General features: G+C 69.6%; 17 protein-coding genes. 7 read left to right on the top strand and 10 right to left on the bottom strand.

Going from position 1 to position 15,425, the window contains the following annotated elements; all coding sequences use genetic code 11:
* Positions 1-166 precede the first annotated feature (166 nt).
* The 3 genes from AB0J16_RS54670 to AB0J16_RS54660 form a co-directional block, all read right to left on the bottom strand.
* Positions 167-910, bottom strand: a complete 744-nt coding sequence (locus AB0J16_RS54670; protein ID WP_358555721.1) for a DUF427 domain-containing protein — start codon at positions 908-910, stop codon at positions 167-169.
* Between the two features lie 39 nt (positions 911-949).
* On the bottom strand, positions 950-1,537 hold the full coding sequence (locus AB0J16_RS54665) for a hypothetical protein (protein ID WP_357946013.1): 588 nt from the start codon (positions 1,535-1,537) through the stop codon (positions 950-952).
* Between the two features lie 81 nt (positions 1,538-1,618).
* Positions 1,619-2,086, bottom strand: coding sequence for an adenylyltransferase/cytidyltransferase family protein (locus AB0J16_RS54660; RefSeq protein WP_358555718.1), 468 nt, complete (start codon positions 2,084-2,086; stop codon positions 1,619-1,621).
* A gap of 159 nt (positions 2,087-2,245) precedes the next feature.
* On the opposite strand from AB0J16_RS54660, the gene AB0J16_RS54655 reads away from it, so the two are divergent.
* On the top strand, positions 2,246-2,698 hold the full coding sequence (locus AB0J16_RS54655; RefSeq protein WP_358555715.1) for an ATP-binding protein: 453 nt from the start codon (positions 2,246-2,248) through the stop codon (positions 2,696-2,698).
* Between the two features lie 112 nt (positions 2,699-2,810).
* On the top strand, positions 2,811-3,752 hold the full coding sequence (gene bla / locus AB0J16_RS54650) for a class A beta-lactamase (protein WP_358555712.1): 942 nt from the start codon (positions 2,811-2,813) through the stop codon (positions 3,750-3,752).
* 4 nt (positions 3,753-3,756) lie between these two features.
* Here bla and AB0J16_RS54645 read toward each other — a convergent pair whose 3' ends face one another.
* Positions 3,757-4,734, bottom strand: a complete 978-nt coding sequence (locus tag AB0J16_RS54645) for a LuxR C-terminal-related transcriptional regulator (RefSeq protein WP_358555710.1) — start codon at positions 4,732-4,734, stop codon at positions 3,757-3,759.
* A gap of 227 nt (positions 4,735-4,961) precedes the next feature.
* Between AB0J16_RS54645 and AB0J16_RS54640 the strand changes: the two genes are divergently transcribed.
* From AB0J16_RS54640 to AB0J16_RS54630, 3 genes are read left to right on the top strand one after another with little or no spacing between them, the layout of a single operon-like run.
* Positions 4,962-6,944, top strand: a complete 1,983-nt coding sequence (locus AB0J16_RS54640; protein WP_358555707.1) for a TRAP transporter fused permease subunit — start codon at positions 4,962-4,964, stop codon at positions 6,942-6,944.
* Entirely contained in the window at positions 6,941-7,888 is a 948-nt protein-coding gene (locus AB0J16_RS54635) for a TAXI family TRAP transporter solute-binding subunit (RefSeq protein WP_358555704.1), read from the top strand. The genes AB0J16_RS54640 and AB0J16_RS54635 overlap by 4 nt, the downstream gene beginning before the upstream one ends.
* Before the next feature lie 20 nt (positions 7,889-7,908).
* Positions 7,909-8,421, top strand: a complete 513-nt coding sequence (locus tag AB0J16_RS54630; protein WP_358555702.1) for a DUF1850 domain-containing protein — start codon at positions 7,909-7,911, stop codon at positions 8,419-8,421.
* On the opposite strand, the gene AB0J16_RS54625 is transcribed toward AB0J16_RS54630, so the two are convergent.
* The 4 genes from AB0J16_RS54625 to AB0J16_RS54610 all read right to left on the bottom strand — a co-directional run bounded on the left by AB0J16_RS54625 (position 8,331) and on the right by AB0J16_RS54610 (position 12,191).
* The gene (locus AB0J16_RS54625; RefSeq protein WP_358555699.1) at positions 8,331-9,314 is read right to left on the bottom strand and encodes a magnesium transporter CorA family protein; all 984 of its coding nucleotides are present in this window, start codon (positions 9,312-9,314) and stop codon (positions 8,331-8,333) included. The two genes, AB0J16_RS54630 and AB0J16_RS54625, sit on opposite strands and share 91 nt — an antisense overlap.
* Complete coding sequence (locus tag AB0J16_RS54620) at positions 9,314-10,027, bottom strand: DUF72 domain-containing protein (RefSeq protein WP_358555696.1); 714 nt, start codon at positions 10,025-10,027, stop codon at positions 9,314-9,316. The genes AB0J16_RS54625 and AB0J16_RS54620 overlap by 1 nt, the downstream gene beginning before the upstream one ends.
* A 73-nt stretch (positions 10,028-10,100) precedes the next feature.
* Entirely contained in the window at positions 10,101-10,961 is an 861-nt protein-coding gene (locus AB0J16_RS54615; RefSeq protein WP_358555693.1) for an NAD(+)/NADH kinase, read from the bottom strand.
* A 66-nt stretch (positions 10,962-11,027) separates the two neighbouring features.
* Positions 11,028-12,191, bottom strand: a complete 1,164-nt coding sequence (locus AB0J16_RS54610) for an FAD-binding oxidoreductase (protein WP_358555690.1) — start codon at positions 12,189-12,191, stop codon at positions 11,028-11,030.
* Between the two features lie 193 nt (positions 12,192-12,384).
* Between AB0J16_RS54610 and AB0J16_RS54605 the strand changes: the two genes are divergently transcribed.
* Both AB0J16_RS54605 and AB0J16_RS54600 read left to right on the top strand, forming a co-directional pair.
* Positions 12,385-13,293 carry an NAD(P)-dependent oxidoreductase gene (locus AB0J16_RS54605; RefSeq protein WP_358555687.1) on the top strand — a complete coding sequence of 303 codons (909 nt, stop codon included), beginning with the start codon at positions 12,385-12,387 and terminating at the stop codon, positions 13,291-13,293.
* Between the two features lie 67 nt (positions 13,294-13,360).
* Complete coding sequence (locus AB0J16_RS54600; RefSeq protein WP_358555684.1) at positions 13,361-14,224, top strand: SDR family oxidoreductase; 864 nt, start codon at positions 13,361-13,363, stop codon at positions 14,222-14,224.
* A gap of 57 nt (positions 14,225-14,281) precedes the next feature.
* On the opposite strand, the gene AB0J16_RS54595 is transcribed toward AB0J16_RS54600, so the two are convergent.
* The gene (locus AB0J16_RS54595) at positions 14,282-14,776 is read right to left on the bottom strand and encodes a hypothetical protein (protein WP_358555681.1); all 495 of its coding nucleotides are present in this window, start codon (positions 14,774-14,776) and stop codon (positions 14,282-14,284) included.
* Positions 14,777-15,067: 291 nt separating this feature from the next.
* A complete protein-coding gene (tnpA, locus tag AB0J16_RS54590) occupies positions 15,068-15,424 on the bottom strand; it encodes an IS200/IS605 family transposase (RefSeq protein WP_358555678.1) in 357 nt (118 codons plus the stop codon).
* Position 15,425: the final 1 nt, after the last annotated feature.

Genomic DNA, 15,425 nt, shown 5'->3' with positions numbered 1-15,425 from the left:
GGCGCCGCGTCCCGGATCCGAGCGTCGGCGACCCGATCAGGGCCGTGCGCCGACACCTATCCGCGCGTATATCTGACTACGCGATGAGAAAGCCTACTACACACATGTGTAGTCGCTCAGGCAGCCCTCTTGGCAGGCTCGGTAACAGATGCCGATCCCCGGCGCGTCAGGCGAACTTGGTCTTCGGCCGCTCCTGGAGCTCGCCGTCGAGGTAGATGTCGAGCTTCTCGTTGTAGAACGCGATCAGCCCCGCGACCCGCTGGCTCTCCGGCAGCGGCGTCCGGTACGACCAGGCGAGGTCCTTGGCGCCGTTGACCGTCCAGTACTCCGCCGTGCCCTTGTACGGGCAGTGGGTGGCGGTGTCGGTGTGTTCGAGCAGGTCGAGCCGTACATCCGTCTTGGGCAGGTAATAGCGGGCGGGCAGGCCCGTCTCGAACAGGATGCGGGGGCTGTGCGAGTCGGCCACCGTCACACCGTCGACCTCGACGCGTACGTGCCGCGAACTCGGCAGGATGTCGACCCTGGTGTACGGGTCACGCGGGTGGAAGAAGACCTCCTCGTCCTCCTCGAACCACGATTCCAAGGCGTCCCACTCGAAGCGGATGTGCCCGCGGATGTCCGCCAGCGGCGACTCCGGGTAGACCAGCCCCGCCTCCGGGGCCTCCGCGCCTCCCGAGGTGACGGTGTAGACGACACCGTCTCCCCTGCTGGGCGAGTGCTTCGTGGTGCCCGTCGGCTTGAGCGCCGACTCGTCGACGTCCGAGAGCGGGAAGTAGTACGTCGGGTAATAGGGGATCTCCCACACCAGGAGGGCCTGGGTGGTGTCGGCCACCGCCCGGCCGCCGAGGTAGGTCCTGACACGCTTGGCGGAGCGCTCGACACGCACCCGGCCGCGGTTCGTGGTTTCCATGGTCGCGGCAACCCCTATGAAGCCACCGCTATTCCGCCCTTATCGGATGCCGAACGCCGCCAGGGTCACCCATGTCGACGCCACACCCACCAGCGCCCCGGCCACCACCTGCGCCCACGTGTGGTGCGCCAGCCGTACCCGGGCCCAGCACACCAGCGCCACCACGGCCGCGCCCACCAGGCCGGTCGGCACGGCGGGCAGGACGTGGGCGAGCACCACCACGGTGCCCGCGCAGACGGCGGCGTGGAAGGAGATCTTCCAGCGCATCGTGACCGGCACAGTGACGGCCAGCGCGACGAGCATCGCGGTCACCGTGGCCACCAGCAGCGTCGGGGCGCCCAGCGCGACGAGGAGCACCAGAGCGACCAGTACGGCGGCGACAGCGGCCAGCAGGGGCCCGGTGCGGCGGGTCCGGTCGACGATGTGGTGGGAGTCCAGCCGCCCCGAGCGGACGCCCAGCGCGATCACCCCGGCGGGCACACCGCCGCACAGCGCCGAGGCCGCCAGGCCCCATGCGGCGCCGCTCCAGCCGTGCGCGATCAGCCCCACGGCGGGGGGCATGGTGATCACCAGCACCTGCGGGGCCAGCAGGTCCGTCACCCGCTTGGCTACCAGATCGACCGTCATGTCAGCAAAGCCTACGCGATCTTGGAAGGACCGGCCTTCCATGACTACGCGATCTTGAAAAGACCGGCCCGCCAAAAGGGGTCAGCCCTTGCCCGCCGCGTTGACGATCCTGGTGGTCGAGCGATTGGGAATGGCCTCCAGCTCCCAGCACTCGGCGCCCAGCAGCGCGGCCGCGGCGCATCGGCCGCCCGCGTGCGGGTCGCCCGCGGTGTGCGCCAGCGCGCCGGGCCGCATGGGGGCGAGCAGGTCGATGTAGTCCTCCGGGCCGTGCGCCGCCGGGGGCCCGGTCACGATGAACACCCCACTCACGAAGCGGAGCGCGGCCAGCACCTCGGCGCGCTCCGCCGCCGGGTTGAACGGGCGCGTCGGCCCCTTCCACGCGCGCACGCGCGGGTCGTCCTCCACGCCGACGACCAGCGGCAGCCCGCGCCCTGCGACGGCACCCAGGTAACGCACGTGTCCGACGTGCAGGATGTCGAAAACTCCGGTCACGAACACTGCCCCCGGGTGATCGTACGGCTGCACCCAGACGGCCTCCAGGCTGCTCACGCAGGCACCCCTCCTAGTCGACTCGTCGATCGCAGCGTACTCGGTCCGCCCGGACAGTCGCGCGGGCGACCATGGGAAAGGGCATTCCTACCTTTTAGCGATAATCTCCCGCACCCCTCTGACGCGTCTCATGACGTCGCCGTAATCGGGGAGGTCGCCGTGGCACCGCCGGACTTTCACCAGTTAGAAGAAGGGGGCCGGGAGCCGTTCGTCGTCCGGTTCCCGGGGATTCCGTCCCAGGTGGCCAGGGCCAGGGGGCTCGTGACGGCGGCGCTCGGGCGTGATCATCCGCTGTACGACGACTGCGTGCTGCTCACCAGCGAGCTGGCCACGAACGCGATCCTGCACTCCCGCTCGGGTGAGGGCGGCTCGTTCACGGTGTCGGTGCTCGCCGCGGGATCCCTTGTGCGGGTGCTCGTCAGGGACGGGGGTTCGAGCGGGCCGCCGTGCGCGTGCCGCACCGAGACGCAGGCGACCAGCGGACGCGGCCTGCCGTTGATCGAGACGCTCAGCCACCGGTGGGGGCTCGTCCGCGAGAACGGCGCGACGTCCGTGTGGTTCGAGTTGCGGCAGGTGATGATCCCCGCGCAACGGTCGGCGGAGGCCATCTGACCTGCGATCATTTGTCAGCCGATATAGACCCCTTCTCCATATCGATATTGGACACCATCTGATCCGATCTGCTGTGCTCCTCTCCTCTGACGGACGAGAGCAAGGACATGGCATGCGACACCCTCGCCGCCTCACGGCCGCGCTGCAAGCGACCGCGCTGACGGTCTCCCTCCTGGCGGGCGGCGCCTACGGAGCCGGCACCGCCTCGGCCGCGACCGCGCCGTCTCAGGTGCTGAGCGACGGTCAGGCGGCCGCGAAGAAGGAGTTGCGCGCGCTGGAGGCGTCCTACAAGGGCCGCATCGGCGCGTACGCCCTGGACACGGCCACGGGGAAGACGATCGCCTACCGGGCGGGCGAGCGTTTCCCGCTGCTGTCCACCTTCAAGGCGATGGTCTCCGCCGCCGCGCTGCACAAGGCCCGCACCTCCGACCCTGGGCTGATGGAGCGGGTCGTCCACTGGACGGCCGACGACCTGAAGCCGAACTCGCCGGTCACCGAGAAGCACGTCAAGGACGGGCTGACCGTCGCCGAGCTGTGCAAGGCGGCGATCACCTACAGCGACAACACCGCCGGCAACATGGTGCTGAAGCAGATCGGCGGACCGGCGGGCCTGACCCGCTACTTCCGTACGCTGAAGGACCCGATCTCCCGCCTGGACCGCTGGGAGACCGAGCTCAACGACTGGACCCCCAAGGAGAAGCGGGACACCACCACGCCCGCCTCCTTGGCCCGCGACCTCGGGAAGGTCACGACCGGCGACGCGCTCACCGCCAAGGACCGGGAGACGCTCAACGGCTGGCTGATCGCCAACACGACCGGTGACGCCCGCATCCGCGCCGGCCTGCCCAAGACCTGGACGGTCGGCGACAAGACCGGCACCGGCCCGTCGTACGGGACGGCCAACGACATCGCCATCGCCTGGCCCAAGAAGGGGGCCGCGCCCATCATCCTGGCGATCTACACCAACCGCCCGGCCGCCGATGCCGCCAACGACGAGAAGGTCATCGCCGACACCGCCACGATCCTCGCCCGCGGTTTGGGCAAGATCTCCTAGCGGGCTAGACGTCGAGGCGGCATAGCCCCTCGGCGAGCGCCTTGGTGGTGAGGCGGGTGCGGCTGTCGCAGCCCAGCTTGGCGAAGATGTGCTCCAGGTGGGTGGTCACGGTGCGGACGCTGAGCACCAGGGCGGCCGCGATCTGCGGGTTGGAGTCGCCGGCGGCCACCCGGGTGAGCACGTCCACCTCCCTGCCGGTCAGCTCGTACGGCAGGGAGCACGGGCGTTCGGCCACCACCGCGCCCTGGAGCGAGCCCTGGAAGCCGACGCCGGCCCGCAGCACCCGCACCTCGTGCCAGCGGCCGACGCGGTCGAGCCAGAGGCCGCGGCGGCTCAGCTCGCGCGAGTCGATGAAGGCGCGGGCGAGCCCCGCGATGGCCGGTTCGTTCCACAAGGCCGCGGATCTGGCGACGCCGGGGACCTGGCGGCGGACGCCCAGCCGGTCGTAGGCGGCCGCGAGAAACCCGGCGGGCAGCCCCACAGGGTCGATCACGCACCGGGTCAGGTCCGTGACATGCGCCAGCATGGGCGCCACGGCCGCGACCAGCGAGCCGGTGAGCTCGGGGAACGTCTCCCTGGCCGCCAGGTGCAGCAGACCCGTGTAGCGGCCCTCGGCCAGGAACAGCGGCGCGGTCAGCCCGGCGCGCCACCCATAAGGGGCGAGATGGCGGCGGAAATAGCGCTCGGTGCCCGGCTCGGGCATCGGCACCGGCGCCCGCGTGGCCATCGCCCTGCGGTAGGCCTCCAACCCGATGTATTCCTCTGCGGCGTCGCCGTCGATGCGCCGGTGGCCGTCGGAGACGACGCTGTGGTGCCGCCCGCTGGCCGGGTCGAACGCGACGAACTCGTAGGCGTCGACCGGGACCACCCGGCGCAGCGCGGCCATCGCACCGCGCGCGCCACCGCCCCCGCCGCCCGCCGCCTGGTAGCCGATTTCGGCGAACGCCTGCAGCTGGCGGACGTTCAGGGTGATCTCGGCCACGGTTCTTTATATCAGTGCGTGCACGCACGACCGAGGTCTCCGACCGCAGTGTGTGCACGCACACACTGCGGTCTCCGGCTACGGCCTGCCGCTCCGGAACACCGGCCAAGCGTCGCGGCCGAGTCGCCCGCCGATCGCCGCCGTCCAGATTTCTGTACCGAACTGGGCCTTCCTCATTGCGTAAAGGACTCGTAAAGTCCCTTCAAACGCCCTGTCAGGGAGGACACTTGACCGAGCTGAGCGACCGCGACGCGGAGCTGGTGTCGGCCCACGAGCAGGAGCGGCCGGCCCGGCGGCTGACCGGGACGCTGCGGCTCGGCGTGTGGATCGTCGGCGGGCTGCTGTCCGCGTACTCACTGGTGGTGGTGTTCAGGCCGGTCGAGGCGCTGGAGCATCGGCTGACGTTCCTGGCGGTGGCGCTGCCGCTGGTGTTCCTCTGCTACCGCTCGGGGATCTCCTCGGCGCTGCGGCGGGTACGCGGCACGGCGCCGCCTGAGCAGCCGTCCGAGGAGGCGCGCCGTGACGTGGTCGATCGGCCCGGGGTGGGTGACTGGCTGCTGGCGGCGGCCGCGCTCGCGGTGCTCGTCTACCCGCTGCTCGACATCGACGCCTTCCGCGACCGGGGCTCGGGCGCGGCGCTGACCGGGCTCGACATCGCGGCCGGTCTGGTGCTGACCGTGCTGCTGCTGGAAGCGGTCCGCCGCACGGTCGGCTGGTCACTCACCATCATCTGCCTAATTTTCCTGGCTTATGCCTATTTCGGGGCATATTTGCCGATTGGGTGGACGATTGGCCATCGCGGCTTCGACCTCGCGCAGATCGTGTCGCAGCTCTACACCGGCACCGAGGGCTTTTTCGGCGTCCCCATGCAGGTTGCGGCCAGCTACATCATCCTTTTCACGATTTATGGCGCGGTGCTGGATTATTCGGGTGCGAGCAAGTTCTTCATCGACCTGAGCTTCGCCGCCTTCCGCAAATCCCGCGCCGCCCCCGGCCGTACGGTCACCACCGCCGGCTTCCTGCTCGGCACCGTCTCCGGCTCCGGCGTGGCCACCACGGTCAGCCTCGGCAGCGTCGCCTGGCCGGTGCTCCGGCGGGCCGGCTACCCCAAGGAGGCGGCGGGCGGCATCCTCGCCTCGGGTGGCATCGGCGCGATCCTCTCCCCGCCCACGCTCGGCGCGGCGGCGTTCATCATCGCCGAGTACCTCAAGGTCAGCTACCTCGAAGTGCTCGTGTACGCGACGATCCCCACGATCCTTTACTACCTGGGCATCTTCCTGTCCATCGAGATCGACTCGCGCCGCTTCGGCACCCACGCCGTCGCGGTGGACGCGCCGAAGGCGGGCCGGCTGCTGCTGCGCTTCGGCTACCACTTCAGCTCACTGATCCTCATCATCGTGCTGATGGCGCTGGACCGCTCGGCGTTCCAGTCGGTCGTGATCGCCACCGCCATCGCGTTCGCGCTGTCATTCCTCGACCCCGAGCACCGGATGGGCCCGAAGCGAACCGCGCAGGCGCTGGCCAAGGGCACGCTGGAGGTGCTGCCCGTGACGGCGGTGTGCGCCGCGGCGGGCATCATCGTGGGCGTCATCACCCAGACCGGGCTCGGGCTCAACCTCAGCGCGATCATCGTGGACGTCGCCGCGGGCAACCTCATCCTGACCACGTTCATGTCCGGGGTCGCGGTCATGCTGCTGGGCCTGGCCGTACCGGTGACCGCGAGCTTCATCATCGCCGCGGTGATCATCGCGCCGGCGCTCACCACGCTCGGCGTCACGTCCGCCGAGGCGTACATGTTCGTCTTCTACTACGCGGTGCTGTCCGAGGTGAGCCCGCCGACCGCGCTGTCGGCCGTCGCGGCGGCGGCGATCACCGGCGGCAACACCTACAAGACGATGATGATGACCTGGCGCTACACGCTGCCCGCGTTCCTGGTGCCGTTCGCGTTCGTGCTCACGCCGAACGGACAGGCACTGCTCGGGCAGGGACCGATCGGCACGGTGCTGCTGATGAGCGCGGTCTCGGCCGTCGCCGTGGCGGCCCTGGCCATGGCGACCGGCGGGGTGACCGGGTGGCCCGAGCGGCTGCTGGCCACCGTGGCGGCTGTGTTGCTGCTGTTCCTCGAACCCGTCCCCATCGTCGCGGGCCTGGCCGTCCTGGCCGTCGCGGCGGCCGTGCACCTCATCAGGAGAAGGAGAGTCCCAGCGTGAAGCGGATCCTTGCGGTACTCGCCGCCACGGCACTGGCCGCCGGGGCGGCGGCCTGCGGCGACGTGAGCGGATCGGGCCACCGGTTGTCGATCGCCACGGGCGGCACGACCGGCGTCTACTACGTGTACGGCGGGGGCCTGGCCAAGCAGCTGACCGACAACATCGCCAACACCCAGGCGACCGCGTCCGTCACCTCCGCCTCCGTCGAGAACATCAAGCTGCTGGCCACCGGTAAGGCCGACATCGCCTTCTCGCAGAGCGACACGGCCGCCGACGCCGTCAACGGGACCGGGTCCTTCACCGCCAAGCAGCCGATCAAGGCCATCGCCCGCATCTACGACAACTACGCCCACGTCGTCATCGCCCCCGGCCTCGCCGCGAGCAAGGTCGCCGACCTGAAGGGCAAGCGGGTCTCGATCGGCCCGCCCAACTCCGGCACCCAGGTGCTGGCCAGGCGCCTGCTGGAGGCGGCCGGCCTGAACCCCGACTCCGACATCTCCAAGCAGCAGCTGTCCATCAACGAGTCGGTCCAGGCCGTCAAGGACGGCACGATCGACGCCTTCGTCTGGGTCGGCGGGCTGCCCACGGGCGGCATCGTGGACCTGGCCACCAGCAAGCCGGACATGAAGCTGCTCGACGCCACCGACCTGCTCGCCCCGATGCAAGCCAAGTACGGCAAGGAGTACATCGGGCTCGACATCGACATGTCCCTCTACAAGCTGCCGGGCACCGTCAAGACGGTCGGCGTGGCCAATGTCCTGCTCGTGCCCGACAAGATGGACGAACAGCTCGCGTACGACATCACCAAGACGCTGTTCGAGAAGAAGGCCCAGCTCGCGGCCGTTCACCCCGAGGCGGCCAAGCTCGATGTCAAGATCGGCCAGCAGGTGGAGCCGGTCGCGCTGCACCCGGGCGCGGCCCGCTACTACAAGGAGAAGGGCTGATCCGCCTCGCGCTCGCGCTGGTGACCTTGCTGGCGGCCGGCGCCTCCGGCGCGGGGCGCCCGGCCGTGGACGGGCTGCTCCTGCCGCCGTCCGGCGTGTTCGCGATCGGCTACATCCATTCGATCTACCATGCCCCGTCGGCGGAGGTGTTCACCGTCCAAGGGCGCCGTTTCACGATGCGGGCCGTGGTCTCGACCAGCGGCGGCGTGCTCGACTACTACGCGCTGGACGGCGAACGCGGCCATGCGGCGGGCCTCTGGACGCTCCGCCTGGCCGTCCCCGCGACCTACGACGAGCTGCCGCTGATCGCCACCCCGATCGGGCGCCGGACGCTGATCGCGGGCGGCCGCTGCCTGCCCCTCTACCCCGCCTCGGGAGCCGCGCAGGTACGGCTGACGGTGCGGCTCGCGCTCGACGGCCGGGGCGGCCCCTGCCCCCGCGCCTACAGCCAGTCCTTCTTCTTGAAGATCGCGTACAGCGTTACCGAGGCCACGGCCACCATCGCCGACGCCACCCAGACGCCCCAAGGGTGACCCGCGCCCGGGTAGGGCACGTTCATGCCGTAGAAGCCGGTGATCGCGGTCGGCACCGCGATGATCGCCGCCCAGCTGGTGACCCGCTTCATGATCTCGTTCAGCCGGAAACCCTGCTGGGCCAGGCGCGTCTCACGCATGTTGGCCAGCAGATCGCGCAGCGACTCGGTCCACTCCGCCACGCGCACCACGTGGTCGTAGACGTCCTCGTAGTAGGGGGCCATGACGGGGTCGGCGACCACTTCCTGGTCGCGGCGGAGCAGGGTGCCGACGACCTCGCGCATCGGCATGGTGATCTTGCGGAAGCGGGCCATGTTCTTCCGCAGGTCGTACATGGTCCGCTGCAGTTGCCTGCCGTCGATCGGCTCCTCCTCGAACAGCAGTTCCTCCAGGTTCTCCACCCTGGCGTCGAACTCCTGGACGAGGTCGAAGTGCCCGTCGACCACGTAGTCGAGCAGGCCGTGCAGCAGGAACGCCACCCCGTGGTCGGCCAGCCGCTTGGCGGCGTCCCAGCGCTTGACCACCTCGCCGATGTCGAAGTGATCACTCTGGCGGACGGTGACCAGCGCGTTCTTCGTCACGAAGGCGTTGACCTCGACCGGATCGAGACGCCCGTCGTCGAAGTGCACCCCGTAGACGGTGATGAACAGGTGATTTTGGTAAATGTCCACCTTGGGGCGTTGATGGTCGGACAACACGTCCTCGACGGCGAGCTCGTGCAGCCCGAGCTCCTCGCCGACCACGGCAAGGTCCTCCGCTGTCGGCGAGCACAGGTCGAACCAGACGGTATTGGCCTCATTTTCGTTGACCTCGTCGGCCACATAGTCCGAGACTTCCTCGACCGGGAAGCCCTCTTTCTCCAGGACACCGTTTCGATAAAGGCGGGTATGCACTAGACGAGTCTGGCAAAGCGGGTCGCGTTCCGCACGGCCGCTCCCCCCGGATCGTTGTTGAAGTAGACGTAGGCGTCGGGCCAGCCGGCTTCCTCGACCCGCCCGGCCCAGGTCTTCAGCGCCGTGTCCCCGTACAACGGCCAGGGGTTGGCCCGCCCTTCGTGCAGCCGCACGTATCCCCAGCCGGCGGTGCGCCACAACGGGCTCACCGGCCTGCCGAGCCGGTCGGCCCAGCACAGGGCGGCGTCGCGGGCCGCGAGGATCTCGCGGACCTCGTCCGTCCACCACGACGGGTGCCTGGGCTCGACCGCGACGCGCACGTGCTTCGGGAAGCAGTTCAGGCAGCGGGCGAGCCGGTCCGGATCGGCCTTCAGGGTCGGCGGGAGCTGCAGGAGGATCGGGCCGAGCTTGTCCTTGAGCTCCGAGGCGGCGTTCATCAGCCGCTCCACCGGCTCCTCCGGATCGGCCAGCCGCTTGATGTGGGTGAGGAACCTGCTGGCCTTGACGGCCATCACGAACCCGTCGGGTGTGCGGTCCCGCCAGCCGGCGAAGGACTCGGGTGAGGGCAGGCGGTAGAAGGCGTTGTTGCTCTCGACTGTGGGGAACGTCTCGGCGTAGGTCTCCAGCCAGAGACGCTGCGGGACCTCCTGTGGATAGAGGATGCCGCGCCAGTCTTTGTACTGCCACCCGGACGTGCCCACCAGCGTCGCCATACCTCGCCGCCTACCCGGCGGAAGGCACCCTATCCACGCTGAGTCGACCTCGGGCCAGGCGCCGTGTCCATGCTCAGTCGACCTCGGCGCTGCCGTCCACCCGCAGCTTGCGCCGGGCCCGCTCGTAGAAGGTCGTCCCCATCCGCACCACGTTGGCCGCGGCCGGCATGGCGGCCACCGTGACACGGTCACCGGGGCACAGATGCCCCAGCACCGCCCCGTCCACCTCCACCGCCAGCCGCCCGCTCGTGGGCAGCAGCTCCAGCGTCACCTCCTCGTCGGCGGGCAGGACCAGCGCCCGGTTGAACGACGAGTGGGCGGCGGCGGGCACGACCAGCAGCGCCGCCACCCGAGGCGACACGATCGGCCCGCCGGCGGCGAAGCTGTAAGCGGTGGACCCGGTGGTCGTGGCCACGATCACGGCGTCGGCGGCGTAGCGGACGAACGGATCGTCACCCGGCATGACCGAGACGGCGGCCATGCCGTCGCCAGGGATGCGCACCAGGGCGATGTCGTTGAACGCGATCAGCTCCTCGGCCCCGTCGAGCTTGGTCCGCACGGCCATGCGCGGCTCGATCGTGTAGCGGTGCCCGTCGATGGCCGACAGCGTGGCGGGCAACTCCGCGATGTCGATCTCGGCCAGGAACCCCAGCCGCCCCAGGTTCACCCCCAGCACCGGCGTCTTCCGCCCGGCGATGAGCCGCATGGTGCGCAGCATCGTCCCGTCACCGCCGAGGCTCACCAGCAGGTCGGCCCGCTCGATCAGCAGGTCGACGTCGACCGGCACGGCGCTGCAGTCGATGCGGCCGACCTCCTCCGGGAGCCCCATGACGGTGACGCCTCTGGTGGCGGCCCAGCTCAGGATGGTGTCGATCGCCTCTTTGGAGTCGCGCCGTGGATGCAGCACCAGCCCGACCGTCCCGACCATACCCATGTGGCCAGCTTAGGGCCCGGTCACAGGGCCCGACGTCCGCCGCCCGCCCGTACGGTGTGCCGGCGTTCAGACGATGTTGAGCTCCGGTCTGGCCCCGGCCAGGGCGAAGCGACTCGCGTCGAAGCCGCTGACGTCGACGAACGGCGTCCGGTCCAGGTAGAGGTCGCGGACCACCTCGCCGACGGCCGGGCTCATCAGGAAGCCGTGGCCGGAGAAACCGGTGGCGTAGATGAACCTGTCGACGTCCGGGGCGGTCCCGATGAGCGCGTTGTGGTCCGGCGTCACCTCGTACAGGCCGGCCCATCCGGTGGCGATGCCGGTCTCCAGCAGGGCCGGGGCGCGGCGGCCCATGGCCTCGCCCAGCCTCGGCAGCCAGGCGTCGGACCGGTCGAACTTGAACCCCGGCGTCTCGTCCGGATCGGACATGCCCAGCAGCAGGCCGGGACCTTCGCGGTGGAAGTAGAACGTGGTGCCGAAGTCGATGGTGAACGTCGTGGGCGGCAGATCGGGGATCGGCTCGGTGATCAGGATCTGCCTGCGCAGCGGGCTCACCGGCAGGTCGACGCCCACCCAGTCGCCTATGGGACGTGACCAGGCGCCGGCCGCGCAGATCACGGTGTCGGTCTCGATGCGGCCGCCCTCGGTCTGGACGGCGACGATGCGCCCGTCCACGGTCTCGATGCCGGTCGCGGCGCAGTTGGGCAGCAGCCGCGCGCCGAGCCGGCGGGCCGCGCCCGCATAGCCGAGCACCACGGACTCGGGCGTGCAGTGGCCGTCGGTGGGCGAGTAGGCGGCGGCGAGCAGGCCGTCGGTGTCGATCAGCGGCGACAGCCGCGCGGCCTCGCGCACCGAGATCATCCTGCTGGGCACGCCGAGGTCGTTCTGGATCGCGACGTTCTTCTCGAACTCCGCCACGGACTCGGGCGAGTCGAGCAGGAACAGGTAGCCCACCTTGTGCAGGTCGATCTCCTGTCCGAAGCGGGCGGCGAAGGTGTCGAAGGTCTCCAGGCTGCGTACGGCGAGCTGAACGTTGACCCGGTCGGAGAACTGCGCCCGCACTCCCCCGGCGGCCTTCGAGGTCGAACCGGAGCCCAGTGGCCCCTTGTCGATCAGGACCACGTCGGTGACTCCGGCCGCGGCCAGCGCGTAGGCTGAGCTGACGCCCATGGCGCCACCTCCGATGACGACCGCTGAGGCCCGCGCGGGCAGCCGGCGTCCGGTTTCGCTCACGGCCACCTCCTTCCCTGCTCACTCATGTTCGCGCAGACATCATCGCTCACGCCTCTCGGCGGTCGCCGTCCACGGGTCCAGGATCGCCGAACGCCCGGATCCGGAGGAAGCGGTCGAGCACGGTCATCTGTGGGCGTAGCCGAAGAGGTTCTTACGCATGTTGATTCGTGAGCGAGGCGGACAGGAATTCCGCATGCGCGATTCGCGACTGCCGAAGATCGGATTCATCGGTGTGGGCCGGATGGGTCTGCCCATGTGCGCCAATCTGGCCCGCGCGGGACACCGCGTACACGCGAGTGATCTGCGGCCAGAACGCGCGCGAGACGTGATCGAGTCCGGAGCGCTCTGGGCGGCGTCGCCGTCCGAGGCCGCCGCGGAGGCGGAGGTGCTCGTCACGATGCTGCCCGGTCCGGCAGAGGTACGCGCGGCGATGCTGCAGCCCGGAGACGCCCTGGAGGCGCTGGCGGCCGGGGCGACCTGGATCGACATGTCCAGCAACTCCCCGGCCCTGGTGGCGCCGGTTCGCGAGCAGGCTCATCGGCGTGGAGTGCGGGTGCTGGAGGCACCGGTCGGCGGTGGCGTCCCGGCCGCGCGGGCGGGGACGCTGCACCTGTTCGTGGGCGGGCCCGCGGAGCTGCTGGAGCGGCACCGGCCGCTGCTGAGTGTTCTGGGCGATCCTGAACGGATCATCCACCTCGGCGGGCACGGCACCGGATACACCGCCAAGCTGCTGGCCAACCTGCTGTGGTTCGGGCAGGCGATCGCCACCGCCGAAGCCCTCCTGCTCGGCCGGCGGGCCGGCATCGACCTGGCCGTACTCCGCGAGGCGCTCGGTTCCAGCGCGGCTTCCAGCGCCTTCGTCCGTCGCGACCTGGACGCCCTGTTCGCCGGCGACTACCTGAAGTCCTTCGGCCTCGACCGGTGCTGCGAGGAGCTCGAGACGGTGACCGCCATGGCGGATGAGCGCGGGGTGCCCTTCGAGCTCTCTCACCTCGTCGAACGCACCTACCAGCGCGCACTGGACCGCTTTGGGGCGGTCGACGGCGAACTCCTCGCCGTCGCCCTCCTGGAGGAGCAGGCCGGCCTGCGGCTGCGCCCATGAGGGAGGTAGGGCGGAAATATACGACCCACAGACGTTATCCGTACCCGAGCTCGGGCATTCGGGGGCCATGCCCGAGCAACCAGACAGCACGCCACCTGCCCAGAACCAGCCCTATCCCGGACGTACCGGGGAGATGGCCCCCGAGCCGCGTGATGAGATGCGCGACTACACCGGCACTGAACTGCTGAAAGGCAAGCGCGCGCTGATCACCGGTGGCGACTCGGGCATCGGCCGCGCGGTGGCCGTCGCCTTCGCGAAGGAGGGGGCCGACGTCGCCATCGCCTACCTGAGTGAGCACGAGGACGCCGCCCACACCAGGAAGCTGGTCGAGGAGACGGGGCAGCGCTGCGTCCTGATCCCCGGCAACCTGGCCGAGCGGGAACACTGCGCGTCCGTCGTCGCGCAGACGGTGACCGAGCTGGGCGGGCTGGACATCGTGGTCAACAACGTGGCCTACCAGGCGCCGGTCGACTCGCTGGAGGAGCTGACCGAGGAGCAGTGGGAACACACCTTCGCGGTCAACATCCACAGCTACTACCACGTCACCAAGGCGGCGCTGCCCCACCTCCGCAGCGGCTCCGCGATCATCAACACCTCGTCGATCAACGGTCTGCGCGGCAACAAGTCGCTCATCGACTACGCCACGACCAAGGGCGCGATCAACGCCTTCACCTACTCGATGGCGCAGAGCCTCGTCGATCGGGGCATCCGGATCAATGCCGTGGCGCCGGGCCCCGTCTGGACTCCACTGATCCCCGCGACGATGCCGAAGGAGAAGGTCGAGCAGTTCGGCAAGCAGGTGCCGATGAAGCGGGCCGCCGATCCGGACGAGATCGCGCCCTCGTACGTTTTCTTCGCGGCCGAACGGCTGTCGTCGTACTACACCGGCGAGATCCTGGCCCCGATCGGCGGCGAGACGCTACCCGGTTGAGACAGGCGACCCTCGGTCAGGTGGCCGCCTCCTTGATGCCTCAGGCGCCGCGCCCGGTCAGGCCCGGTCGAGCCGCTGGAACAGGCCGTACACGAAGCGGGCCCGGTAGTCCGTGCCCTCGTGGGCGAAGTCGACCACCCAATGCTGCGGCGCCGAGCCCTCGCCCTGGACGGCCCCCGGGAAACTCGTCACGACATCACCGACGACGCACCCCCACGGGACCAGGTCCACGAAGGCGAGCGCCTTGTCGCCGTGGGGACGGATGAACCACTGGTTCCATATCGCCCCGTCAGGCCCGATCAGCGCCTCGAACTCCAGGTCCGGCCAGGACGGCAGCGCCCACCGAGCCACCCGGCAGGTCAGGCTCCCGACCGGGGTCGTGCCCTCGTACGACGGCGGACCGAGCATCGTCCGCAACGCGCCCAGGCCCTTCCGGCTACGGACGGAGTGGGCCATCCTCGTCCATTGCGTGTGCGCGGCGCGAAGCTCGGCCCGGGACGCGCCCATGTCCATGAGCGCGTCCTCCACCCGTTCGGCGTTGAGATCACGCATCCGATGCAGCAAAGTCAGCTCGAACTGACGAACCCCGAATCCCATGGCCGCCAGCCTGCCAGGCTCGGCGGCCGAGGGCGGGGCTCATTTCCCGATGTCCTCATCCCACCTCCACACCGTGCCGGACGAGCCATTCGTGCTGGCCCATGAAGGTCCGGCACTCCCCTACGACGAGCCGCGGGATGCCGCACTGGCGGATCAGCTCCTTCATGCCGGGCGTGAAGCCGACTGGCCCGTGTAGCGGGGCAGGAACAGCCGGTTCGCCGCCGGGTGGGCCGGTGTCCCTTCGGTTCAGATTGGTCGGTTCTGCTGCTCGATGTACTGGTGCACGGTCGACAAGGGTGCACCGCCGACGGAGCCGGCGAAGTAGGAGCCCGACCACAGCTTGGTGGCCCGGTAGTAGTGGGCGGACAGGTCGGGGAACTCTTGCCGCATCCGCCGGGAGGAGACGCCCTTGAGGCTGTTGACCAGCTTCGACGGGGCGATCTTGGGTGGGAAGTTCACCAGGAGGTGGACGTGGTCGTGGCCGCCGTTGAACTCTCGGAGTTCGGTTGCGAAGTCGGCGCATACGTCCCTCATGATCTCTTCCATGCGGGTCAGGTGGGTGTCGGTGAATACCTTATGCCGCAATTTCGTGACGAAAACCAAA

It is taken from the genome of Nonomuraea sp. NPDC049750 (assembly GCF_040659625.1).
GTDB lineage: Bacteria > Actinomycetota > Actinomycetes > Streptosporangiales > Streptosporangiaceae > Nonomuraea.
This window is presented reverse-complemented; position numbering and strand designations above follow the sequence as displayed.